Origin of the sequence: Curtobacterium sp. SP.BCo (genome assembly GCF_051903265.1) — a bacterium.
In the GTDB taxonomy this organism is placed as follows: domain Bacteria; phylum Actinomycetota; class Actinomycetes; order Actinomycetales; family Microbacteriaceae; genus Curtobacterium.
Genome location: NZ_CP194337.1, coordinates 780,331 through 803,807, shown reverse-complemented (window position 1 = coordinate 803,807; position 23,477 = coordinate 780,331). Strand labels below are relative to the sequence as shown.

At 66.1% G+C, this 23,477-nt stretch carries 23 protein-coding genes and 1 tRNA gene; 12 read left to right on the top strand and 12 right to left on the bottom strand.

All coding sequences use genetic code 11. The annotated features are described in order from the left end of the window. Positions 1-167: 167 nt before the first annotated feature. The 4 genes from ACRQ4B_RS03925 to ACRQ4B_RS03910 all read right to left on the bottom strand — a co-directional run bounded on the left by ACRQ4B_RS03925 (position 168) and on the right by ACRQ4B_RS03910 (position 5,904). On the bottom strand, positions 168-353 hold the full coding sequence (locus tag ACRQ4B_RS03925) for a hypothetical protein (protein ID WP_439693381.1): 186 nt from the start codon (positions 351-353) through the stop codon (positions 168-170). A gap of 514 nt (positions 354-867) precedes the next feature. Beyond that, entirely contained in the window at positions 868-2,568 is a 1,701-nt protein-coding gene (locus tag ACRQ4B_RS03920) for a DUF4041 domain-containing protein (protein ID WP_439693380.1), read from the bottom strand. A gap of 311 nt (positions 2,569-2,879) precedes the next feature. Continuing rightward, entirely contained in the window at positions 2,880-3,719 is an 840-nt protein-coding gene (locus ACRQ4B_RS03915) for a hypothetical protein (protein WP_439693379.1), read from the bottom strand. A gap of 1,036 nt (positions 3,720-4,755) precedes the next feature. Beyond that, the gene (locus ACRQ4B_RS03910) at positions 4,756-5,904 is read right to left on the bottom strand and encodes a Shedu immune nuclease family protein (protein ID WP_439693378.1); all 1,149 of its coding nucleotides are present in this window, start codon (positions 5,902-5,904) and stop codon (positions 4,756-4,758) included. Positions 5,905-6,068: 164 nt separating this feature from the next. Here ACRQ4B_RS03910 and ACRQ4B_RS03905 point away from each other — a divergent pair, with 164 nt between their 5' ends. After that, complete coding sequence (locus ACRQ4B_RS03905) at positions 6,069-6,224, top strand: hypothetical protein (protein ID WP_439693377.1); 156 nt, start codon at positions 6,069-6,071, stop codon at positions 6,222-6,224. Positions 6,225-6,299: 75 nt separating this feature from the next. Here ACRQ4B_RS03905 and ACRQ4B_RS03900 read toward each other — a convergent pair whose 3' ends face one another. Genes ACRQ4B_RS03900 through ACRQ4B_RS03885 form a run of 4 tightly spaced genes read right to left on the bottom strand, consistent with a single transcriptional unit; the run spans position 6,300 to position 10,563 of the window. Beyond that, positions 6,300-6,965 carry a DUF7002 family protein gene (locus tag ACRQ4B_RS03900; protein ID WP_439693376.1) on the bottom strand — a complete coding sequence of 222 codons (666 nt, stop codon included), beginning with the start codon at positions 6,963-6,965 and terminating at the stop codon, positions 6,300-6,302. 3 nt (positions 6,966-6,968) lie between these two features. Next, positions 6,969-8,609 carry an adenylosuccinate synthetase gene (locus ACRQ4B_RS03895; protein ID WP_439693375.1) on the bottom strand — a complete coding sequence of 547 codons (1,641 nt, stop codon included), beginning with the start codon at positions 8,607-8,609 and terminating at the stop codon, positions 6,969-6,971. A 32-nt stretch (positions 8,610-8,641) separates the two neighbouring features. Next, positions 8,642-10,000, bottom strand: a complete 1,359-nt coding sequence (locus ACRQ4B_RS03890; RefSeq protein ID WP_439693374.1) for an ImmA/IrrE family metallo-endopeptidase — start codon at positions 9,998-10,000, stop codon at positions 8,642-8,644. Positions 10,001-10,041: 41 nt separating this feature from the next. After that, positions 10,042-10,563, bottom strand: coding sequence for a hypothetical protein (locus tag ACRQ4B_RS03885; RefSeq protein WP_439693373.1), 522 nt, complete (start codon positions 10,561-10,563; stop codon positions 10,042-10,044). A gap of 555 nt (positions 10,564-11,118) precedes the next feature. Here ACRQ4B_RS03885 and ACRQ4B_RS03880 point away from each other — a divergent pair. The 3 genes from ACRQ4B_RS03880 (at position 11,119) to ACRQ4B_RS03870 (ending at position 14,418) form a co-directional block, all read left to right on the top strand. Continuing rightward, a complete protein-coding gene (locus tag ACRQ4B_RS03880; protein ID WP_439693372.1) occupies positions 11,119-12,072 on the top strand; it encodes a sce7726 family protein in 954 nt (317 codons plus the stop codon). 49 nt (positions 12,073-12,121) lie between these two features. Beyond that, positions 12,122-13,063, top strand: a complete 942-nt coding sequence (locus ACRQ4B_RS03875; protein ID WP_439693371.1) for a sce7725 family protein — start codon at positions 12,122-12,124, stop codon at positions 13,061-13,063. A gap of 182 nt (positions 13,064-13,245) precedes the next feature. Beyond that, entirely contained in the window at positions 13,246-14,418 is a 1,173-nt protein-coding gene (locus tag ACRQ4B_RS03870) for an ATP-binding protein (RefSeq protein WP_439693370.1), read from the top strand. 313 nt (positions 14,419-14,731) lie between these two features. On the opposite strand, the gene ACRQ4B_RS03865 is transcribed toward ACRQ4B_RS03870, so the two are convergent. Further along, positions 14,732-14,821 (bottom strand) — tRNA-Ser (locus ACRQ4B_RS03865). Between the two features lie 141 nt (positions 14,822-14,962). On the opposite strand from ACRQ4B_RS03865, the gene ACRQ4B_RS03860 reads away from it, so the two are divergent. Both ACRQ4B_RS03860 and radA read left to right on the top strand, forming a co-directional pair. Then, positions 14,963-15,940 carry an SGNH/GDSL hydrolase family protein gene (locus ACRQ4B_RS03860; protein WP_439693369.1) on the top strand — a complete coding sequence of 326 codons (978 nt, stop codon included), beginning with the start codon at positions 14,963-14,965 and terminating at the stop codon, positions 15,938-15,940. Positions 15,941-15,950: 10 nt separating this feature from the next. After that, the gene (gene radA, locus ACRQ4B_RS03855) at positions 15,951-17,312 is read left to right on the top strand and encodes a DNA repair protein RadA (RefSeq protein ID WP_439693368.1); all 1,362 of its coding nucleotides are present in this window, start codon (positions 15,951-15,953) and stop codon (positions 17,310-17,312) included. 86 nt (positions 17,313-17,398) lie between these two features. Here the strand turns inward: radA and ACRQ4B_RS03850 are convergent, their stop codons facing one another. Then, positions 17,399-17,782 (bottom strand): SseB family protein, encoded by a 384-nt coding sequence (locus ACRQ4B_RS03850; RefSeq protein WP_439693367.1) that lies wholly within the window; start codon positions 17,780-17,782, stop codon positions 17,399-17,401. A gap of 305 nt (positions 17,783-18,087) precedes the next feature. On the opposite strand from ACRQ4B_RS03850, the gene cspE reads away from it, so the two are divergent. After that, positions 18,088-18,297 (top strand): transcription antiterminator/RNA stability regulator CspE, encoded by a 210-nt coding sequence (cspE, locus tag ACRQ4B_RS03845; protein WP_017887662.1) that lies wholly within the window; start codon positions 18,088-18,090, stop codon positions 18,295-18,297. Between the two features lie 170 nt (positions 18,298-18,467). Here cspE and ACRQ4B_RS03840 read toward each other — a convergent pair whose 3' ends face one another. Together ACRQ4B_RS03840 and ACRQ4B_RS03835 are read right to left on the bottom strand one after the other, a co-directional pair. Continuing rightward, positions 18,468-19,172, bottom strand: a complete 705-nt coding sequence (locus tag ACRQ4B_RS03840; protein ID WP_439693366.1) for a hypothetical protein — start codon at positions 19,170-19,172, stop codon at positions 18,468-18,470. Between the two features lie 64 nt (positions 19,173-19,236). Next, complete coding sequence (locus ACRQ4B_RS03835) at positions 19,237-19,779, bottom strand: amino-acid N-acetyltransferase (protein WP_439693365.1); 543 nt, start codon at positions 19,777-19,779, stop codon at positions 19,237-19,239. Positions 19,780-19,853: 74 nt separating this feature from the next. Here ACRQ4B_RS03835 and ACRQ4B_RS03830 point away from each other — a divergent pair, with 74 nt between their 5' ends. The 5 genes from ACRQ4B_RS03830 (at position 19,854) to ACRQ4B_RS03810 (ending at position 23,433) form a co-directional block, all read left to right on the top strand. After that, positions 19,854-20,306, top strand: coding sequence for an SRPBCC family protein (locus tag ACRQ4B_RS03830; RefSeq protein ID WP_439693364.1), 453 nt, complete (start codon positions 19,854-19,856; stop codon positions 20,304-20,306). A 214-nt stretch (positions 20,307-20,520) separates the two neighbouring features. Then, complete coding sequence (locus ACRQ4B_RS03825; protein ID WP_439693363.1) at positions 20,521-20,964, top strand: hypothetical protein; 444 nt, start codon at positions 20,521-20,523, stop codon at positions 20,962-20,964. Then, positions 20,961-21,419 (top strand): hypothetical protein, encoded by a 459-nt coding sequence (locus ACRQ4B_RS03820; RefSeq protein ID WP_439693362.1) that lies wholly within the window; start codon positions 20,961-20,963, stop codon positions 21,417-21,419. The genes ACRQ4B_RS03825 and ACRQ4B_RS03820 overlap by 4 nt, the downstream gene beginning before the upstream one ends. Beyond that, positions 21,416-22,363 (top strand): hypothetical protein, encoded by a 948-nt coding sequence (locus tag ACRQ4B_RS03815; RefSeq protein WP_439693361.1) that lies wholly within the window; start codon positions 21,416-21,418, stop codon positions 22,361-22,363. The genes ACRQ4B_RS03820 and ACRQ4B_RS03815 overlap by 4 nt, the downstream gene beginning before the upstream one ends. Beyond that, positions 22,360-23,433, top strand: coding sequence for a hypothetical protein (locus ACRQ4B_RS03810; RefSeq protein ID WP_439693360.1), 1,074 nt, complete (start codon positions 22,360-22,362; stop codon positions 23,431-23,433). Before ACRQ4B_RS03815 ends, ACRQ4B_RS03810 begins: the two co-directional genes overlap by 4 nt. The last annotated feature ends 44 nt before the right edge of the window (positions 23,434-23,477 follow it).

Here is a 23,477-nt window from a genome sequence, read left to right as displayed (position 1 = left end):
GTGTCTCGATCGACGAGGACGCTCGGGCCCGCGTCGTGGACGCGCAACGGCTGCCGACGATGACCGGAAGCGGGCGTGGACGCTGAGCCGGCACGCGGACAACCGCTTCGCCGCAAGAAAGAACGACCCTCAGCCGGTCTGGCTGAGGGTCGCTCCAAGGGCCGTGCCTACTGGCGGCTCGAGCTCCGAGCGAACTTGGAGTTCATCGCTCCGTAGATGACCCAGGCGACCACCGCGGCGAGGGCGACAGTGCCGACCTCCGCAGGCAGGATGCCGAGCACGAGGAACGGCACGAGGATGAGGCTGACCACGCCGAGGACGGCGAGGGTGATCTTGTAGCTGCGAGGAGACATCAGACCGTCCTTACTTGCACTGGCTGGCGCTCTTGTCGAGAACGAACGGGTTCCATCCGGAGAGCGGAGTCCCGGGGAGTCCGGAGCCGATGAGACCGAGGCAGTTCTTGTTCGCGTTCGCACCCTGCGCGAATGCGGTGATCGCACCGCTGACGAGGGCGCAGACACCTCCGACGACAGGTGTGCCGAGGAGGGTGCATCCCGCGGTCAGCGCTCCCACACCAGCAGGTCCACCAGCAGCGATGGCGTTCGTCTCACTGCGGTTGAAGTACACCGAGCACCATCCGACACCACATCCGGTGGACGGGTCCGCGGTCACCAGGAACGCGGCGTCGGACGTGTCCACGTGCTGCGTGACCACGTTCGAGCCGGGGTTGACCGCGTACGACGTGGGGAGTTGGTTGCCGTTGGCGTCGGCTGCCCGACAGGGTGGCCGGCTGTTCTCGTTGCCGCCGATCTGGCGGAGTTATGTCACCGGGCGTTGGCCCGCCTCACTGAATGCGCCTCGACCAACTCAGTCTTCGGCTGAAGCGACGGATCCCACGTACGACATCGATCCGCCGCTCGGAGGCGATGGTGTGGACGTGTCAGCCGCAAGCTCACTCGTCCGGAACTCTTCCGCGGAGGGCTCCACGGTATACTCGACCAGCTCGACTGCATGGCTCTTGAGGGCGTCAAGCACCTCGGCCGGCGTGACGTAGAAGAACTCGCGTCGGAGGTTGACCTTGTTCACCCGCTGGTTCGCGAACGTCTGGTGCAGCATCGTTTCCACTCCGACAGCGTCGTCTGCAAAGAATAACGCGTGCACGTCGAAGCGGAACGGCACTGACGCGTCGCCGAGTTCGATGACGCGGTCCATCGGCTTCAGGCGCCTCGTCATGCCGATTTTCACCATGCGTTCCCCGAACGCTCCGACGTTGGAGATCACGTACACGTAGCCCGCTCGCACATTGGCTGCTCGATAGTCGACATCGGTGATGGCGCGGTCGACGTCCTCAAGTCGCGCTTGGACGCGCGCGGCACCTTCCGCGTCGCCGTTTGCCTGCAACGCGGCGAGGGTGGATAGGTAGTGCTGGCGTTCCTTCTCGAGTCGGTCGTGCTCGGCTTGCAGTTCAGCGGCAGCGCGCTGCTGCTCGCGGAGTTCCGCTCGACGTTCTCGCTCGCGTTCCCTTTCCGCCTGCACCGTCTGGAGGTGCTCGTTGGCGAGGGCGATCTCCTCAAGCCGCATCTGGTGGTAGCTCGGTTCGATGCGAAGATCGATCATGGTGCCGCTCTTCGCGATCTGCTCCGCGGCCTTGCTGAGCCGCGTCTGTGCGACGTGCAAGTTGCCAGCTCGAGTGGCCTTGATGGCGTTCTCCGCTTCCGCGTTGTAGGCACGCAGCAGTACCTTCGCCATGTCCGTCATGAACTTCCGACCCTGTGCTTCGGAGTTGTTGAACGTGAATCGTGGGGCCGTGGTCACCGCGCGCTTGTCGCGAACTGCGTTCTTGATGCGGTAGCGCAGCGCTTCCAATTTCGACGCAAGCTCCGTTGACGAGGCGGCTGGGTTCTCGAAGTCGAAGAGCCCGACCGCCTGTAGTTCAACCGCGGCGGTCAAGTCGACCAGCTCTGCTCTTCGGGCACTAATGCCGGCGTTGACCTCGTCGCGCGTCGCGCGTGCCTCCTGAGCTTGCTGCTCAGCGGCACGAACGCGATCCTCGGCGGTCCGAATCGCTTGCTCTCCCGTGAGCCGCTCGGCCGCCTGCTCAGCGGCGAACCGTTCGCGTGCATCGGTCTGTGCCTTCGCCCAGAGCTCGCGTGCGTGCAGCTGCTCGGCCTCGAACTCCGCTCGAAGGGTTGCGAGCTGACGCTCTTGCTCGGCCCGGTACGCATCGACATCGTCGAACTCGCGCATCTGGTAGCGGGCAACAACCGCCTCGCCCGCCTCGATCCGGGCCTCGGCGGCCCGTAAACGCTCTCGCGCCTCCCGCTTCGACAACTTCTCAACCGGCTTCTCCCGCGCCGAGGGGACCGCCGTACGCGGCGACTGCCCGGCGGCTCGGGCAGCACGACGCGTTTTCGGAGCGGCCGAGCCACCGGTACCCGAAGGCTCATTACCGCGATCAGCTGGTGCCAATTGCTTGAGCTGCACGTGCTCGGTCCACCTCTGGCCGTCCCAGTAGCGGACGAACCGCGGATCCTTATCGTCGTACCAACCGGCAGGTGCTGCTGACATTGCTTCAGCTTACGGAGCACAGCAACAGTCGACACCCCCCGGTCCGGGTGCCCCATCCGACGCGGACAGTGGCGTCAGGTCGACCGACGCCGATACCGCGCTCTTATGTCAGACCAATTCAAGCGAGCGAGTAACCGGATCGCTTGTAGTGAACTAGCCAGCCGTTCGCAGTCACTACGATCGTCCTGCGGCGTTGATCTGACTCGTCGACAGTGCGGTGCACTAGATTCGCGTCTTCAAGCTGCTTCACATAAGGACGCATTGCCTGTGTCGAGTTGAAGTCAAACTTTGCGAACTCCCCGGGCGAACAGCTACCCCCAAAACGCAAGTACCGAGTCGAAGAAGTTCCACCCTGTGGGTGTCAATGAAGTGGTGTCCGCTTCGTAGAGCGACGCCTGTTCAGCGAGCCATACTTCGAGGAGCTGCAGCCGATCCTCGGAAGACAGTTGTGGTCCGTTGTTCCCATGAAGCCAAATCGAGAAGTCTTGCGCGTGCTTCAGAGCAATTCGGACGTTCCGGCCCGCAACTTGATAAAAATGGGCGAAGCCAAGTGGTTCAACTGGAGCAATGGCATCAGCACGCAAGCGGTTCGCTTCGATGCGACGCTCGATAACGACTGGAATGTCGTCGGTACCCAGAGGCGCAACTTGAATGGGGTCGCCAACTACGCCCGTCAGGCGCTGGCTACCAACAGAGCTACGAACAATCCCATTCGCTCCGCAGAGCACCCACTTGACACCTGGAAGCGCCAATACTGTGTCCCGCATGGACTCCAGTGCCCTACGGGCCTCCGTTGACGTTTCCAGCAACTCTAGATTGTCTATCACGCCGATGAAAGCGCCATCAGATTTGTCCGGGAAGATCAAAGTTAGCCACTGTTTGACTGTGTCGCGGAAGCCAGACTTTGAAAACCCGCCAGAATTGGTGCTTTGACTGTAAGAAGCGTTTGCACCGAAGCCCAGCGCTGACCCTCCCCCGCCTCCTCCTCGAAGTATGGGGTTATCCAGCCAGATGCGGACATCGTCCAGCTTGGGGAGCTTCTTCCCAGCAGCAGTGAACGCGGCCTCGTATTGAATGATCGAACGCGCTATGACGAAGAGTACTTCCTCCTCAAAATCACCTTCAGTCCCCAACTGAAATGGTTCGACCAAAGGAAGGAAGAGATCATCCTACTCCCCGAGTCCGTGTGCCACCATTGCCCTATACGCCGCGACAGTCACAAGGCTCGTTTTTCCAACGCCGTTGTCTCCCTCCATGGAGGCATGCGTGTCGAGGGAACCCGAGTGCGTGCGCAAACGTGAGACTTCGGATTCACGACCCACAAGCAACATAGACCCTTCAGCGGCGCCTTGCAGGGGTGGTGTCGCGTAGAGGTTGTCCCTAAAACCGAAATCGGTCCAGATGCTCATTGAAGGAGCTCCGTCTGTCCTGGGCGCCATCGCCAGACCTGATGGTATCTCATCTGTTTCTACAGGGCGTGGTCCAGTCGCGTTCCCGATGCGGCTCTGAGGTATGCCCCTGCGCCACAGTCGCGGCTGGCTGAGCGCCTGTGGTTCTAGGATCACCCTCGGGCCCCTGCCATACATCTGTGCGCTCATCTAGAGCTTCAGCGGCGCAACACAGTGGCGCGGCCCGTAAGTGGAGACTGACGGGAGGGCTTGCGCTTCGCTGCGCACACTCGAGGAACGGGCGAGTGCGCCTAGGACACCGGGTCGGACGCACTCTGGCTGACCATGCCGCCGAGGACGAGGCAGCCACGGTGCGGAGTCGTGCGCGCAGGAGAGTGCACCAAAGACGCACCACGGGCGCTCCCAGAAAAAAGAAAACCCACGCGTGAACGGGGGTTTTCTGTGGCGGGCGATTCACGTATCTCCAGCTTTCCGCATGGCGCCGCGGATCCGTCGCCCGCCATGACACGGCGGTATCCCCTACCGCTTCCCAATTTTTCCTTTGCGTCAGCGAACCACCTTGCTGACCAGGGGTTCCTGCGGACAACCCGCCCCGTCTCAGTCAGAGACTGGTTCGCCGACCAGTACCCCCACGATGTAGACCTTCAGCCCGAACTTGACCCGGACGCGCTGGCCGCGCTGCATCAGGCTGTGGGAAGCCCTCCTCGAAGGACATCCACATCGAGTAGCAATGGTTCTCTCAGCGTCGGTTTGGCGGGTGTGCGACTCCGAGTAGGCGTCATCCTTCGACGATGAATCGTGCACGCTCGTAGAGTTCGTCGAACGTGACGACCTCTACGTCGTTGTTCGAGCGACGGAAGAGCTCAAATGACTCCACCTTCTCGCCGTTGATTCCGTGCTCAGACTTGAACTCAGCGAGATCCCCGATCACCAATACCTGGCGAGGTCGTGTCGTTGAGAAGTCAAGTCCCGTCGGCGTTCCGTCGTCTTCAGTATGACTTTCGACCTGCCTCTTGAACTCGCGTATAGCCTTCCGGACGGTCTTCTGCAGCTGTGCGACGCCGCCAACGAGTTCCTTGCTCGCCACCCAAACATCGGGTTCGCGATACCGTGTGGATGCCAGCAGATCAGAGTCGTGGCGCTTGATCTCGCAAAACAGCAGAGTGCTGATGACAGCCCGGGAGCGCATCAGCGCGTCGATTCGTTTCCCGGCGCCGTCCCAGATGTTTGCGCCGGTTGTGATCCGTTCGAGCTTCCCGTCGGCGATCGAGTCGTGCCACACCAGGCTCAGTCCGTAACCGAAGATCCACGGGGCCGATTCGAAGAAGTCCTGCCATAGGGCTTCCGGTCCCTTGCCCAGACTTGCCCGCTCCGTTTCGAAGAACGTGCTGTCGTGCAACAGCCGCTCGAACCGTTCAACGTGTCCCTTCCGCCCATCGATGAGCGCGATTTCACGGTCCGTGAGCGTCGAGTCAAGTACACGCTGAACGATGGTGACCGCGTCTGCTCGGTCGCGCAGACGCATCGCATCTAGGAGCTCGTCATCTGTCTGCGCGACCAAGCGATGCACGTCCGGTCCTGAGTCGATGCTCTCGAGGTTGATGATGAACTTCAGCAACGTCATGAGGTTCTCGTGCCCGTCCGTGGTGTCTACGGAAGACTTGATGAGGTGCGCCGCCGGGTCCGACTCGGACAATTCGACCGGCTTACCCGTCTTAGTGTTCTTCTTCCAGAACCGGAAGCGCGGCGTGAATCGGTCGCCGCTGGTCACCAACGTCACTTCGACGTATAAGTCGACCTGCGGTCGTCGGGCAAGAAGGAACCGCTTTATAAGGGTGCGCCTGGCGGTGTCGTAGAAGTAGCTAAGCCGTTCATTTCCTCGGCGGACTTCCAAGTCCTCAAGTGAATGCGCAGCGAGGTCGAACACCTCGGTGTCATCAATCTGACGTGCCCATTCGCCGAAACCCACTCGAGGCATGCGCTGTCCAATCTCTCGTGATCCTATAGGCTATGGGACGCCGGTGTGCTCCGTGAGTCCAGAGCGGTTGACGTCGGAAAAGGTCGTTGTACGACCGGGCTCTATCACCGCAAGTGCTGCTTGACCGCGTCCGGATCGACCGCGGAGTGTTTGGCGCCGCGGGTGTGGCAAGTTGCGTTCTGCGCCAGACCGGGCTCGCGCTGCTCATCCCGGTGCTCGAACGCACGCAACAGGAAGGCGCCGCCATCATCGCGCAGTTCGTGGAGTGAGACCGTAGGCGGCAGCGCGAGCGGCGATGCGGCCGCGCCTGCTCCGACATCGAAGAGTGCAGCGCATTAAGCTGCTCAGCCCAACGAGTACTCACCGACTTCCTCGAGTCCCTGCATCCGGCGAACCGACACAACGTGCTCCGCGATGTCCGGAACGCCGCCGATGACCGCGAGTTCGACAATCGCGTTAACCGAGCCGCGGGCACGTCGCCGAGCCTCGTAGTCGTAGTCAGCGATCGGCAGGAACGTCTCCGAACCGCGAGGTGTCGCGTTCGGGTACAGGGCAGCGCCTGAGTTGATGGGCGAGAGTCGAACACGCTCCCCCGCCGACTCCAGCAGACTCCTCGTGTCCACCGTCAAAACGTCTTGGACACTGTTCCGGTACCGGCGCGCCGTCAACAAGCCGGCGAGCTTGTCCGGGTGGAGCCAGAAGAAGACCCGTTCGTTGAGGATGTCTAGCCAGCCCTGCACTGAAACATCGATGAGTTTCGGCTCCAAGTGCGCCAGGTTGAGCGGCCCCTGGTCGCGGACGACGACCTCGCCGAGCTGCGGATGCGGGATGCGAACCGACGTTGCACGCCGCTGATCGAGCAGCTCCGACCTTTCCTGCTCGCCAAGGTCGGACGTCTCCACGATGGTTCGCGTCGGGAGGAGCCCGTGCTCCGCTATGGCCGGCCAACTGCGCGCCTCAGCCATGTGAAACAGCTGCGGATGCAGCTCGATGAGATGGTCAAGGTCCATGGGTTACCACTCTCTTCGGTCAATCAGGGCGCGGTTATCAAATCCCGTTGCGATCAACGACACAGGGGCGCCCCCGACTCGAGACACTTCCTCGACGAACCGGATGGTCTCGTCCGTCAGCTGGTCGAATCGTCGAGCGTGGAGGTTCTCAGCGCTGAGGTAGTCGGCGAAGGTCAACGCGATATCCGTGGCGCCGTTGAGTTCGGACGCGCGACGCAGGAGGTTCCAGTCAAACTCCGCCACCCGTCGTTTGCTGCCGCTGACGGAACCTCGCTCGGTGTCACGCAGTTCTTCTTCGTTGAGGCCGGAACGCTCAGCGATATCGCGCCAGTCAATCTCTGCACCCATCACACCTGACGTAGCAGCGGACGCCGGTGGGTCACCGACCCGGATGGGGTAGGTGCGCACCACCATGACGACCTTGCGGAGCCGGTGCGGGCCGATGCCCGCTTCGGACAGGCATGCGGCGGTTGTCGTGTCCCGGCTCGTCACCCAGGGGTAGAAGCCGTGGAACAGGCTCAGAAGCGTGCCCTGCGTTCCCTCAAGCATGACTTTCTTGCCGTCGCGGAACGCTGCCTCGAGAATGTCTGCCGTGGAACGGACGTACGCGCTGAGCTCCGTGACGTCCTTGGCCAGCCGAACGTTCGGGTCGGCCCCGCCGTGCCGTCCCATGATGCGACGTGCCGCGGCCGCTCCTCCACCTTTTCCGGTCGACGCGATGGTCTCGACCAGCTCGGCTTCCTTCTCGAGGTCCGCAGGTTCGATGATCATCGCCTGCGGGTCGATTGAAAGCCGCGCGGCTTCGACGGAACAGTCCGCGATTTCCTGCGTCAGGACCTTCAGGTCCAGGGTCGCACCCGGTCCGATGACGAGCTTCGCGCGCGGGTTTCCGAGCGTTCCTGAAGGCAGGAGCCGGTGGGTGTAGGGCGGAGTTGTCGGGACTTTGTGGCCCGCGTTCGGGCCGCCGACTCGCATCAGCAGGTCATACTCGTTCGCGAGGTGGTAGGCGATGTTGCCCTTTCCCTCGCTGCCGTACTGACCGCCGATGAAGACATCGACCAAGCGGTCCGCATGTGAGGGGTAGAGGCTCAACGCTGCCGTCGCTCGCGCGAGGACATCCAGTTCAGAACACCGGTGGGTGTCTATGGTGATGTCCGCATCGCCGGTGAGCGTGACGACGTTCGCTTCGGTTGGATCTTCGGCAACGTCCTGATAGCTGCTGAGCTCGGCGAAGCCGCTGTCGTGACGGTTCTGGTATCGCTGCGTGAGCACGGCTTCCGGAGCGTGCACGTGAATGTGGGTCACGGCTGCGGGGAACACTTCCCGCAGCGCATCAACCTGGCGGAGCGTGCGAACAGCATCGACGATGAGAAGCGCGCCGCGCGCTCCTTCCCCAGCCACGAACTTCGCGATCTGGTCGGCGACCCACCGCTCGTCGGTGTCCCGGTCGAGCTGTTCGCCGAATTTCTGCATCGCACGACGTTCGGGTTCCAGGACGACGCCCAAGCCGACCGCCGCATCCGCCATCAGGTCCTGCGTTCGGATGTGCACGGCGTTGAACTTCGTCGCCAGACTGCGCGCCAGGGTCGTCTTCCCCGATCCGACCGGCCCGCTGAGGGCAACGATGCGTGGTTCGACCTGCACGTCAGCGTCGTCCGGGTCGGGAAGTATCGCACTCACCTGGAACCCCCTGGCGTTCCGGCCGGGAGGGTGTGCACCACGACCGGGACCCCCTCCTGCACCAAGTTGGCGCTGAGCAACTCTTCCACTCTGTCCCATCGCCCACCGGCTCGGCCTGCCCCCAATCGGGGTACGTGCACGACTGCATCGGCCCGTGTCGCCTCTACACGGAGCTGCTTGAGGGCTGTGTCCAGGGCGTCGTAATGGAGCCGGTCCGTGGAGCCGCGACCAAACCCGGACTGCACCACAAGGCTTGCCACTCCAGTTGGGCGGCCGCCAACATCGCGGCTGACGTAATGCATGGACCCAAGCTGCAGATGATCCGGATGAGCCAACGTCCACGACCGGTATGCCCCCGCGAAGTCAGGGAACGCTCGTCCGAGGGCACCAGCGACCCCGAAACGAGCCCAACCGCGCATCGCGTCGGAGACGACGTGGGCAAACACAACCGGCGCATCCCCGTCAACGTCGAGGAGATCCCCCGTGACGAACGACAGGTTCGGTTCCGTTCGCCGCGCATCAGCCGGTTCGATGAGGGCGAGCACGCGAGGCCACCGTTGTCCCGGGTACGGCGGCGTGCCAACCGCCTGGACGTAGAAGGGGTCACCACCGATTGTGGCGTCGCCACGGCTGGTTTGCCCTACCGCGGTGCAGGCGAGTACCGGTGCGACGTCAGCGAGCGTCGCGCCGTGGAAAAGCCCGGGTAGCTTAGCCGCCGCCGATTCCGAGCGCACCACATAGTCGACGCGGACGCTGGTGTCACTGCCATCGCCGGGGCGTGACGCTGCAACCAGTACGAGCGGCCGGGGAGTTGCGCTGGTCACCCGACGAAGCATCGCCTCTGTCGAAACGTCCCATCGACGTCGGACCTCCATGAGGAAGTCGATGTCCGGATCGACGTTCAAGATTCCTTGGACGGCACGCTCGGGGAGCAGTAGTTCCGCTGCGATGACATCGCAGACGAGTTCCAGCTCCCAACTGTCCGTGTCACCCGCGGTGTCCACTGCGCCGGTTGGGGTTCGATGTCGGAGCTGCTCGGCGGCATCGGGGAACACGGCGTGGGCAAGTTCATGGGCGATGCTGAAACGGAGCCGACCCCGAGGACGGTTCGGGTTGTAGCGAATCGTCAGTCCGCTGTCGTCTGTACAGAGCTGCGCGTCGGTGAGATCGGACCGCGCGCGAAGCTTGATCCCCTTCTCGGCGGCGAAGGCGAACACGTCCAACGGCGGCCCTGCGACCCCGAGCCGCTCAGCTTCGGCGAGGAGTTGCGCGGCGGCGTCGCTCGCGGCCTGCAGCGGATCTCGCCCTGCGGCCATCGCACGCACAGACTCGTTCGTCCACTGCCGTTGGTTCACGGCCTCACTTTAGGTGCGAACGATGGCGCGTCGGCAAGTATTCAGTCGACGAAGAGCGGCGGCTGGTCGAGGAGAACGCGGCGGACATCTGGCGCCACATACGACGGCGGTTTGAGCACCTTCCCGTCCTCGCGGAGCAGCGGTTCGCCGTCGGGTCCGAGCTTGCTCATGTTCGCGCGGTGCACTTCGCGGAGGACAGCGTCCAAATCGATGCCATACGTGAGCGCTGCACCGTACGCGACGTACACGATGTCGCCGAGCGCGTCAGCTACGGCAACGACGTCTTGACGGACGACAGCGGCCTTAAACTCTTCGAATTCTTCTCGGAGCAGCTCCACGCGCAATGCGCCGAGATCCGTGTCAACCTGCTGCTGCGGGGTGCGTTTCAGGGGCAGGTCGAAGGACATGTGGAACTCGGCGACAGACTGCATCGCGCGACTCACGCCGTTGCTGCGTTTCGGGCGGCGGGTGATCAGCTTCGGCGGGAGACCGAGGTCAAACTCGAGCTGCTTCGCCGGCGCTGTCGGGTCAGCCTCCGCGACGAGTTCGAGTGCCAGTCCCATAGGAGAATCATCCCACAGCGATGTCGGCCGTGAGCTCCTCACCCCTCCGAGTCGGGGTAGCGCCGCCCGGGACCGCGGCCATTGCGCACGGGCGCAATGTCACTCCGGGCGAACGTCGAGACGACGCCACTGAGAACCCCCAGGGTCATGGAAGCCGCGCCAGCCTCCGCACCGCCTCCGGTCGTACAAGCTCCGAGCATCAAGGCTCAGCGGATGGCGCGCGCCGAGCACGACCAGCCCGTCGACGTCGAGCGCTCCGCGACAGCCGACGCCACCAGTCGGTGCCTCGGTTCCGGCGGCATACCCGCCGCAGCCGCTGAAGGTATCCCGGCGCACGACCCCTGCCCGGACACGTGCGACGATGCAGCGGGAGCCTTCCGCGCCTAGAGGTTGCAGGAACACCTGCAACTCCTGTTGCAGGGAAATGTGCAACTGGGTGTGCGGGAAAACATGCAACCCTGGTTGCAGGAAAACCTGCAAGGTTGACCTCCGCAAGTTCGACCATGACGCAGGGCCGGAGGGCTGCCGCCTGCCGCAGCCCGGCCTAGACGGTTGGTGACCGCCACCGCACTGACGCCGCCTGCTCCGCCTGCTGACGCTGTTTTCGATGCGTATGCTGCTGCGGTGCGTAACGAAGTGATGGTCGATCAGGAGCTTGCTCATATCGCTGCGGTCCTGTCGTCCGCCACGTTCCGCAGCCTATCGACACAGCAGCCTCTCGATGCGATGACTCGGCTTGCACGTGCCGCGCCGTCGGCAGCGACCGCCGGCGCTCGAACGATGGCGGACATCTTCAACGCCGCTCACGACAAGTTGCGCCGCGACTACCGCAACGAGTACGTGTTCAAGAACGCTGTCGTGTCGAACGTCGTGTTCGGTCGGCACCGTCCGACCACCGCCTCCGCCATCCTGGAGCTCCCAGTCGGCTCTTCCTTCGCCGACGTCGCTGTCTTCAACGGCACGTCGACTGTGTACGAGATCAAGACCGATCTTGATTCGTTCGCGCGGCTCGACTCGCAGGTCGCGGACTACAGCACTCGTGTCGAGTTCGTTCACGTCGTCGTCTCCGACGCCCGTGTGGGCGCCGCGGAGCGGCACGTTCCGGACCATGTTGGAGTGCTGGCACTACGCCGGAATGGGTCCTTCACGCAGGTCCGCCCTGCTCAGTCGAACGGAGCACGGCTGCGGTCCGATCACATCTTCGGGATGTTGCGGCGCGCAGAAGCCGAACACGTTGTCGGCACGGCGGCGTTGAGTGCCGTTAGCGGTCCCGCAGAACGGTGGGAAGCGCTCCGTTCCGCGTTCGCGGCGCTGGACGCAGCGGATGCGCATCGCGGCGCCGTCGACGCGCTTCGGCTCCGAGGCATGCAGGCGGCGAGGGTGGCATCACACGCCGACCTACCACGATCCGCTCGCGCCTTGGCGTACTCCGCGACGTTGTCGAAGTCGGCAGGGGAACGTCTGCTCCATCGCATGCAGCAACCCATCCCCCCTGTTTGGGGCGTATGAGCAACCGTCGGGTTCGGCCAGCATTGTGTCCGAACCTTGGGGGCTCGCCTTGTACTTCCCGTACTTCTACACGAAACAGTCCGAACGCAACGCGCTGATCGACGTGGCGTCGCACCTCGGAAGCCCGCAAAAGGTGTATCCAATCCTCGAGCCGTACACGCCGCCGAAGGATCTGACAAAGCTCCTCGACGCGTTTGGCGCCACAGGCGTGCGCGCACATCTGGTCGTCAACCCAACACGAGGTGCCTTCCAGACATCTGCGGCGCAAACGTCGTGGACGACGGCGATGTCGACGTACGTCTCGAGGCCGAAGCTGATCATCCCGACGCTTCACGTATTCGCGGCCACAACGGCGTCGGAAGTCACGGCGTTTCTGGGCGCGCACCCAAACCGAGACGTGTCATTCGTTGTGCTCGCCACCGGCCTGCCGCCGAAAAGTTTCGCAACAGCAATCGGGTCTCGAACCCCTCGGGTATTCCTCGGCCCGGGCCTGAACGTCGCCGACTACCGCGCAACCCTGACTGGTATACCCGTCGTCGCACTGGAATCGCGGTTCACGACGGTCACGAACGCTCTCTACCCGGCGGAATCGCCGTTCTGCCTCGACCCGAAGTCGTACGGTCCGCACGGCTTTGCTGACTTCACGATCCTCGACCCTAAACCGCCGCGGTACCCGTCACGAGGCGGCAACGGAGCAGGCGCCGTCGCCTTGCACATGACGTTTCAAGATCCGGTGTCGAGTGACCTGCGAGTGCGACACTTCCTCTCCGACGACCGTATCGCCGGCGCCCCGCCTGTCGGCGTGAAGCTGTTGCAGGCGATCGCCCATCTGGATGCCGAGCAGGCGAAGACCGCGGCCGGCAGATTCCTCACCTCCCCGGGCTTTGACGCGTTGCACCAGTACCGGGTTGATGGTCACGAAACAAACCTCGGAAAGTCAAAGCATCAACAGCTGAGCCACCACCTCTTCACAGTCGCCAAGGCTCTCTGACCGCAGACGGGTGGAGTGCCGCGTCGCCAGGACGCCTGAGGCCCGCGCCGCCGAACGCGCGGGAAGCGACGAACCGTAAGTCACCGCCCCGGGCCTGGATCGATGGCCGCCCACCTATGAAACAATCTAACCGCGTATAGCTGTTCGCTATAAGCTGTTAGCAATTCCTACAGAGGAGCAACATGGATGCTGTCCGGAACCCCTACTCACCTGGAGCCGGCCGGAAGCCTGCGGCTCTCGTCGGTCGAGACAAGCCGCGGGACGACTGGGGGACGGCGCTGAAGCGCGTTGAGTCGGGCAAATCCGCTCAGCCCCTCGTCCTCTATGGCCTGCGCGGAGTCGGCAAGACCGTCCTGCTGTCAGATTTCCGTCGTGCCGCCTCAAGCCGCGAGTGGGTCGCTGCGCAGATCGAAGCTGGATCCGGAAAACCGTTGCGCGAAGAGCTCGGAGAGGCGCTTCACGCGCCCCTCTCCGACCTCGCGCGACCGAGCGCCGGTAAGCGTTTGCTTCGAGCACTCAAGACGGCGCTGAGCTTCAAAGCCTCCTATGACAGTTCCGGCACTTGGAACTTCGGTCTCGACCTCGATGACGTTGGTGGCGGCGGTGCCGACACCGGCACCTTGGAAACAGACCTCCGGAAGGTCATCCACGACGTTGCAGCCGGGGCAAGGGAGGAACAGGTCGGTTTGGCCATCCTCATCGACGAAGCTCAGGACCTTGAGCGCGACGAAGTGATCGCACTTTGCGCAATCGCCCACCGAGCAGCGCAGGACGAATGGCCCGTCCTGTTCGCTTTCGCCGGATTGCCGAGCCTCCCGCGCATCCTTGCGGAAGCCAAGTCCTACTCCGAGCGATTCAACTACGAGGAGATTGAGGCACTCGACACAGGCTTGGCGCGCGATGCATTGACGAAACCAGCGAAGGACGAAGACGCTTCCTGGGATGCTGAAGCAGTGGATGTCATCGTCGATGCGAGCGCCGGATACCCGTACTTCTTGCAGCAGTTCGGCCAGGACACCTGGAATGCGGCCCCTGCATCGCCGATCACAGTGAATGACGCTCTCGTTGGAGCGGCGACCGGACGCGGCGCCCTCGACGCGGGCTTCTTTCGCGCTCGTTGGGATCGGGCAACGAAGTCGGAACAGACCTACCTCAAGGCTATGGCGCAGGACGGGGACGCTGGGAGCTCTTCTAGTGAGGTCGCATCTCGACTCGGTCGAGTCCCGACAAGCCTTGGGCCGGCACGGGCGGCTCTCATCCAGAAGGGCCTGATCTTCGCCCCGGAGCATGGCGTCGTCAAGTACACGGTTCCAGGGATGGCTGCTTTCATCGGGCGTCAGCACTCAAGTGAATGACATTGGCGCAGCGTTGAATCGCTGCTCAGCAACGACGCCTCAGAAATCACACGCCAGCGGCCCGATGGTTCGGACGGACCGCAACCCGGAACCAGACGTGCGCCGAAGTCCCGTGCGCCGACGCATCAGACAGTGGGTTCGCGACGCGTACGACGCGGCGAACTGACCGCGGCAGCGCGCGAAGGTCCGACTCGCAACACAGGAGTTGCTTAACACGAGAGAAGACGAAGGCCCCCAGGAGGTCATCCTGAGGGCCTTCGCCGGGCTTCACGAGTTCCGTAAATCTCTTCACTGAGTTCCGTGAATCGCCCTGTGGCGGTACCGGTGGGATTTGAACCCACGGTGGAGTTGCCCCCACACATGTTTTCGAGACATGATCCTTCGGCCGCTCGGACACGGTACCGGGAAAGAGTTTACACGATCCGGGAGGCCCGACGCACCACCCCGGGTCGTCTCCCCCTCCACAGACGGCCGGTTCAGCACCCCGTCCACAGTCCCCCACGGACCCACCAGCCACCTGGCTGGACGGCGTAGCGTCCCGGGAATGAGATCTCGCACCCTCATCGCACTGCTGGCATCGATCCTCGGCGGACTCACCGTCGTGGGCGGTGCCGCGTTCGGTGCCCGCGCGGGCGTCCGCGGCCAGCGCGCCGCCGCTCGACGGGTCGTCGACATGCTCCCCGTGCACGCCGACTGGTGGCGGGAGCGCCTGCAGCACGATGGCCAGATCACCTACCTGGCCATCGGCGACTCCGCTGCGCAGGGTGTCGGCGCGACCGAACCGCACCGCGGGTACGTGGGGCTGCTCGCGCGGCGGATCCGTCACCGTTCCCGGACCTCGGTGCGGGTCGTCAACCTCAGCGTGTCCGGGTCGACGACGTGGGGGGCGCGCACGGACCAGCTCCCGAAGTTGAAGGGCTACACGCCCGACATCTGCACGGTGTCGATCGGCGCGAACGACATCGCCGACTTCCACCCGGACAAGTTCGAGCGGAACATCCGCGAGATCTACGGAGCGGTACCGTCCCACACGATCGTGGCCGAGTTGCCCTGCATGTTCGTCCCGGACCGGGAGCGCAAGGTCGCGGTCGCGAACGAGATCGTGCACCGTGTCGCGGACGAGCTCGGTCTGACCGTGGCGCCGCTGCACACCATCACGAAGCGGGTCGGGCTGCGTCGCACGTTCTTCAACAGCTACGGCGACCTGTTCCACCCGAACGACCGCGGCTACGAGATCTGGGCCAGCGCGTTCGAGCCGGCGATCGACGCCCGGGTCGACGTCGTCGCGGCGATCCGGCACTACCTGTCCGCGCGTGAGGCAGAGGACCTCGGTGCCGGCGCCGGCGCGGTGGCCACGGCTCGTGCGGAACAGGACATCGAGGGTGCGGAGGCACTCGACCACGCCGACCGACCGGGACGGATCGATCGACTCCGGCAGCGCGTGACGGGCGCGGTCCCGATCCAGGGCGCCCACGACGACAGCCCGGGCGAGCAGCCCGGCGATGTCGCCGGCACGGCCTAGCCTGACGAGCATGGCCCGCCCTCAGTCTCTCTACCGCTGCACGGAGTGCGGCTGGACCAGCATCAAGTGGGTCGGACGCTGCGGCGAGTGCCAGTCGTGGGGCACCGTGGAGGACTCCTCCGCGGCGACGGCCAGCACGCGCGGTACGGCCGCCGTCGCCGTGGCCGGAACCCGCGTCGCGCGGCCGATCACGGAGTCCCGCGGGACGACCGTCCAGCGCTGGCAGACCGGCATCGGCGAGTTCGACCGTGTGCTCGGGGGCGGGGTCGTCCCCGGCGCCGCCGTCCTGCTGTCCGGCGAGCCCGGCGTCGGCAAGTCCACGCTGCTGCTCGAGGTCGCTTCTCGTGCGGCGGCGACGGGCAAGCGCGTCCTGTACGTCAGCGCCGAGGAGTCCGTCGACCAGGTCCGACTCCGCGCCGAACGGACCGGCGCGATGCACGACGACCTCTACCTGGCGAGCGAGGTCGACCTCGGCGTCATCCTCGGCCAGATCGACCAGGTCCGCCCGGATCTCCTCATCGCGGACTCCGTGCAGACGATCTCATCGAGTTCGATCGACGGCATCGCGGGCGGCACGTCCCAGGTGCGCGAGGTCGCTTCGACGCTGATCCGCGTCGCGAAGGACCGGGCACTCCCCGTCCTCATCGTCGGGCACGTCACGAAGGACGGCACGATCGCCGGTCCTCGGTTGCTGGAGCACCTCGTCGACGTCGTGTGTCACTTCGAGGGTGATCGGCAGACCGCGCTCCGGTTCGTCCGGGCGCTCAAGAACCGCTTCGGCCCGACGGACGAGGTCGGCTGCTTCGACATGGCCGGCGACGGCATCCACGAAGTGCCCGACCCCAGCGGCCTGTTCATGTCGAAGAACGGTGCGCCGGTGTCCGGCACGTGCGTGACGGTTGCGCTCGAGGGGCGTCGAGCGCTCCCGGTCGAGGTGCAGGCCCTCGTCGTCCCGAGTTCGGCACCGCAGCCGCGACGGGTGGTGAACGGTGTGGACGCGTCACGCGTGGCGATGCTGCTCGCCGTGCTCGAGCGACGGGCCGGTCTGAAGCTCTCCGATGCCGACGTCTACGTCTCGACGGTCGGCGGCATGAAGCTCACCGAACCCGGCGCGGACCTCGCGATCGCGCTGGCCTTGGCGAGTGCGGCCCGCGACCGGCCGTACCCGCACACCCTGGCTGCCGTGGGCGAGATCAGTCTCGCCGGTGAGATCCGCCCGACGACGGGGACGAAGCAGCGCGCGAGCGAGGCCTCACGGCTCGGCTTCACGACGGTGCTCGGCTCCGACGCGCAGCACCTGCGCGAGGCACTCCGTGTGGCGTTCTCCCTCGCCACGAGCGAGCGCGAACGAGAGCTCGATCGGGCGTTCTGACAAGCGGTCACCCGGGCACTCCGACGAGCGCTCGGACACCGCACCGCCCCTCGACGCGCCGTGCGACGTCACACGGCGCGAATCGCTCAGGCGCGGAGTGCAGCGAGCAGGTCCTCGGGCGTGGCCTGCATGGTGTGGGGCCCCGCGATGTCGAAGAACACGCCCTCGAGCGTCTCGAGGTGTGCCGCGAGGAACTCCTCGAGCCGCGGCCCGTCGTAGACCACCACCTGCCGGATCTTCTCGTCGGGCACCATCGCGGTGTAGGCGTCCGCCGACGAGAACAGCAGCAGGATGCGCTTGTCGGAGCCTTCGCGACCGAACACCCGGACCTGCGTGTCCTTCTTGCCGGTGACGAGTCGGGGCACGATCACGATGTCGTTGCGGAGGGCGAAGGCCACCGCGGCGACGTCCTGCTTCGCGAGGGCCTCCTCGAGCTGTTCGCTCCGGAAGCGCTGTTCCTTGTCTGCCATCACCCCCTAGTCCACCAGATTCATGGCAGTTCGGCGACTTCGGCTCTTCCCTTGTGGCCACGAGAGGGTAGATTGATACCAACCGCTTCGGCGGGAGTCCATCGTTCTTCCGGTGCCATGCACCTCGAGCGCCATCGGTCACTGGCCTTCCCCGGCCGCCTGGCCCCGAACCCGTTCCGCCGGCCCAATGCCCGCGGGGCGCATCGATCTGACGACATCCGTTGGCGGATCGGCGGTAGCGAATACCGCTTCGCAAGACAGTCGGCAGCGTCTGCCGGACTGGCAAGAAAGTAAGGAACGCCATCATGGCATCGACCGGCACCGTCAAGTGGTTCAACAACGAAAAGGGCTTCGGCTTCATCGCCCCGGACGACGGCTCCGCTGACGTCTTCGCTCACTTCTCCGCGATCGCCGGCAACGGCTACAAGTCGCTCGAGGAGAACCAGAAGGTGGAATTCGACATCACCGAGGGCCGCAAGGGCCCGCAGGCGGAGAACATCACCGTCCTCGGCTGATCTCCCTCAGCTCGAACGGGCCCGTCGTCCTCGTGACGACGGGCCCGTTCTCGTTTGTCCAGCCGCAGTCGCGGCGCCGGCACGCACCGAGCGCGAGCGCCCGACGTGCGGATCACACCGAGGGCGAGCGCCCGTGGTGCGGACCACACCGAGCGCGAGCGCCCGACCGACTAGTCGAGGATGAACTGCGCCGAGTCCTTCGACTCGATGTTCCCCACGGCCACCTGCAGGTGGTAGCTCGCTCCCCCGCCGGTCACGGACGGCCGCGAGGAGTCGCACGTGGAGGTCGACGACCGCGTCCGGTCCCACTCGATCGCCGGCGTGGTGAGCGTCTGCCCCGCCTTGATGGTGACGTCCTGGTTGGTCCCGCCCGTCTGGCAGTCCTTCGACGACCAGTACTGCTCCTGGCCGGAGCTGATCGTGAGCACCTGCTGCGAGGACCCGAGGTCCATGTGGCAGGAGTTCGACCCGGTGTTCTTGATCGACATCGCGATCTTCGGGTCTTCGGTGGGTCCGTACGAGCTCTTGTCGAGGACGGGCGTCAGCTGGATCTGGCCCTTGGCGCACGTCGAGCCATCCGCAGCCGAGGCAGTCGACGAAGGAGACGCGGACGCCGACGCAGACGGAGAGGCAGAAGCAGGAGCAGACGGCGTGGCACGCGCAGCGCCCGAAGCACCCGAACGAGAAGCCGAAGCGGACGCCGAGGCCGAGGCCGAGGCCGCTGCATCCGCAGCCGACGACGCCCCGCTGCCACGCCCGACGACGATCAGCACGACGACGACCACGATCACCAGGAGCACCCCGATGACGGTCGCACGGCGACGCCAGTAGACGCCCGGCTTCTCGGGCCCGACGGGGTGACGGAACGACGACATGCGCACAGGGTAGACAACGGCGCGAGTCCGACGGGGGAACCCCGCCGCACAGTCCTCGAAAGCGTCAGAGGATCTTCAGCATGCGGGTGTTGCCGAGCGTGTTCGGCTTGACCCGGGCGAGGTCGAGGAACTCCGCGACCCCTTCGTCCGACGACCGGACGAGTTCGGCGTAGACGTCGGGTGAGACGACCCGCTCGCCGATCTCGAGGTACCCGTGCTTGGTGAAGAAGTCCACTTCGAACGTCAGGCAGAAGATCCGGGCGACGCCGAGCTCGCGGGCGTCGTGCTCGAGGGCTTCGAGCATCCGGTGGCCCACGCGCTTGTGGATCCAGTCGGCGTCGAGCGCGAGGGTCCGGACCTCGGCGATGTCGTCCCAGAACACGGCGAGCGCGCCGCAGCCGATCGGGAGGCCGTCGGGTCCCTCGGCGATCCGGAACTGCTGGATCGAGCCGTAGAGTGCGACGTTCTCCTTGCCGAGCAGGATGCGACGGTCGACGTACGGCGAGATGAGCCGCTGGATGTGCGGGACGTCGGAGGCCAGGGCCGGACGCACCAGGATGCCGTGGTCGTCCCGTTCGTGGAACGCGTGCTTCCCGTGCTCAGTCATCCTCATCACCCTAGTGCGCTCCGGGGGACACCATCCTGCGTCGTGCACAGGTGGCCGCGCCTACCGTCCGGTGCATGCCTCAGATCATCGAAACCGTCGACGTCAACGTCCCCGTCTCCGCCGCTTACGGCCAGTGGACCCGTTTCGAGGAGTTCCCCACGTTCCTCGACGAGGTCGAGAAGATCGTCCAGGTGGACGACACCACCACGGACTGGACGGTCAAGGTCGCCGGCCAGGAGCGCGAGTTCCGCGCCGTCATCACCGAGCAGCACCCCGACGAGCGCGTCGCCTGGACCGTCAAGGACGGCGACACCGACCACGCCGGTGTCGTCACGTTCCACAAGCTCTCGGACGCCCAGACGCGTGTGACCGCGCAGATCGACTGGCAGCCCTCGGGCTTCCTCGAGAAGCTCGGCGCAGCGGCCGGCGTCGGCGGTCACGCCATCAAGAAGGACCTGCAGAACTACAAGGAGCGCGTCGAGGCGGCTCCCACCGACACCGGCTGGCGTGGCGACGTGCAGGCCTGATCAGGCCGACGCACGAGATCGCGACCACGCGACGGACGGGAGGCACGGTGCCAGCTGGCACCGTGCCTCCCGTCCGTGTGCGGTCCGGTCGTTCGGCATCCCCCCACGACATGCCGACCTGACGGACCGGCGCGACCCTGGCAGAGTGGTCACGCTGGCCGACACGCTGGTTCAGTTTTACCATGTCTGAGACAGATGTACAGGGCGGGGAGACGTGATCGAGTACAACGACGACGACGCACACCGGCGGGAGCTGTCCCGAAAGCTGCAGTTGCTGATGGACGTGGTGGAGGCGAACGCCGGGCAGCGTCCTCCCTACAAGGAGATCGCTGCCGAGGTCGAGGCGCAGGGCGCGTCGATGAGCCGGCCGCGGTGGGGCTACATGCTCGGTGGCAACGGTCCGGCCGTCCGCGACCAGCGCCTGCTCGCGGCACTCGCGGGCTACTTCGGCGTGCCGGCGGAGTACCTGACCGATGCGGCCGGCAACACCGACGTCCCCGAGCGCGTCCAGGCCCAGCTGGAACTCGTCCTCGAACTCCGCAAGCGCGAGGTCGTGGCGTTCGCGACCCGGCGCCTCGGCGAGTTCGCCTCGGCCGACGAGATCCGGGACTTCACCGAGCACCTCCGTCGGCTCGACGAGTCGGGGTCGACGCCGTGACCGGGGCCCGCGAGCGGTCCACCGCCCGGCGTCGGCTGGCCGCAGCACGCCGGAGCGTGCAGCAACTCGGGCTGCCCCGCCGCCTGACGCTGCCGGCGCTGCTGGTCCGGGCCGAGGCGACCCTCGGCAAGCCGATCCGGCTGCGGACGGCGAACCTGCCGGGCGACCTCTCCGCGCGGTTCATCCAGCGCACCGACCACGCGGTCCTCGAGACCCGGCCGGACCTGTCCGAGCGCTCCCGGGTGGCATGCGTCCTGCACGAGCTCGCCCACGTGTTCCTGGCGGACCCGGGCTGCGACCACCAGGCGTACACCGGGCTGCTCACGGGCCGGACGGCGTTCACGCGGTCGCTCGACACCCCGCACGAGCAGGCCGTCGAGCTGGTGGCCGACGAACTCGCGATCCGGATCGGCCTGCTCGACCCGGTCGACCGCGAGCCCGGGATCTTCCGGTGACGCTGCACGTCTGGGGCTCGATCCCGGTGTGGGTCGTCCTGACGGTGCTCGTCGTCCGGCTGCTGCTCGTCCGGACCCAGTCGGCGAGCGTCACCTGGCTGATGGCCTGCTGCGGCTTCGTCGCCGTCGGGCTGACCATCAACCAACCGGCCGTCACCACGTTCCTCGCCGGCGTGACCCACGTGCCGAACATCGCCGACCTGGTGGGTCGCTGCCTGATGGTCTGCGGCATGTTCGCGCTCGCCCAGTCGGTGGAGGCGGCGGCGCGCTCCGCGCAGCTCCTCCGACCGAGCCGGATCATCGTCTGCGTGCTCGTGCTCCTGACGCTCGTCGTGCTGTTCGGCATGGTCGACGCCCCGGTGCCGACGGCGCAGTTCATGGCCGTGTACGGCGACCAGCTACCGACGGCGCTCTACTCCGCGGTCGAGATGACGTACATCGCCGTCGTCATCGCCCGGTCCGCTGCCGCCGTGTTGCGGGGCTTCCGGACCGGCGGACTCGGGCGGATGTACTGGCTGTTCGTCGTGGGTGCCGTCGGCCTCGTCCTGCTCGCCGCGATCGCGATCGCCCTCGACGCCGTGCACGTGGCCGGGGTCGACGGTGCGGTCGGTGTCCTGTCCGCCGTCTACGCCCCGGTGTTCCTGCTCTCCATGGTGCTGCTGGCCGTCGGTGCTGCCGGAGGCGTCCTGCCCGATGCCGCCCGTGAGTTCCGCGACTGGCGCGACGCCCGAGGACGGTTCCGCGCCCTCGAGCCGGAGCTCCGCCGACTCGAAGCGGCGTCGGGCAACACCGGCCTGTACTTCACGATCGGCTGGCAGCGTCGCCAGTGGCGCAGCCGTCTGCACCGGTTGGCCGTCGAGATCGAGGACCGCGCACGCGAATCCGGACAGGACGTCCCGGCGGGCGCGACGATCACCACCGCACGACTCAGGGAGACCACATGACCGCCGCACGCACCGCCGTACTCGGACCAGCACTGGCGACCGGGGTCGGCGCCGTCGGGACGCTCGGGCTCGGCGCGTTCGTCGCCCGTCGCCTGCTCTTCCCGACGCCGTACACGGCGACCGCCGACGTGCGGGGCAGCACCGACCGCAGCGTGGAGCTCGCCGCCACCCGGGACACCCGCCTGCCGGGCACCTACGACCTGCGCCGCGGCGGGACCCGGGTGCCCGTCGGCGCGCTCGTCGGCGACGACGAGCACCGCGATGGCGAGCACAGCGACGACGACCGCGCCGACGAGCGCGCCGGCGACCGCCGCACGGACACGGTCCGCCGAGCCGTCGCCGGACCGGTGCCAGCCGGTGCGTGGGACTGGGACGCCCTGCGGTACGACGGCCCGGACGACGTCCCCGGCACCGAGCCGGAGGCCGCCACCACCCACGTGGTGCACGTGCACGGCCAGTCCCTCGGCCCGCGGCAGGTCCTCCGCGGCATCGGCGTCTGGCGGAGCCTCGGTGCGAGCTCGGAGGTCGTCGACACCACGGACCTGCCGCTCCGGTCGCTCGACGCCCGAGCGGTCGACCGCATGGTGACCGCGGTCAGCGCCGCACGGGCCCGCGGTGCTCGGCGCGTGGTGCTGCAGGGCTGGTCCGCGGGAGCACTCGCCTGCTCGATCGCCGCGACCCGTGTCGAGGTCGACGGACTCGTCGGCGTCGCGCCGCTGCTCGACGTCGCGGCTGCGCTCCGCGGAGCGGTCCGTGGCGCGCACCTCCCGGGCTTCGTCGGGTCGGTGGCCGCCCGCATCGCCACGACCCCGGTGCTCGCGCGGCTGGCGGGGGCGTCGAACCCGGTCACGACCACGACCTGGCAGCACTCCGCGACGCCGACCCTGCTGATCCACTCGACGGCGGACGCCCTGGTGGCGGGTGCCGACGTGGCCGCGGTCGCCGCCCGCCAGCACGCCACCACCGTCGCGTTCCGCACCGCGCCGCACACCCTCGAGTGGAACGAGGACCCCGAGCGCTGGGACGCGTCGGTCCGCGAGTTCGCCGAAGGGCTGCCCGCCGTCGACTAGCGGACGTGCAACGGCCCCGGTCTGCGAACAGACCGGGGCCGGCA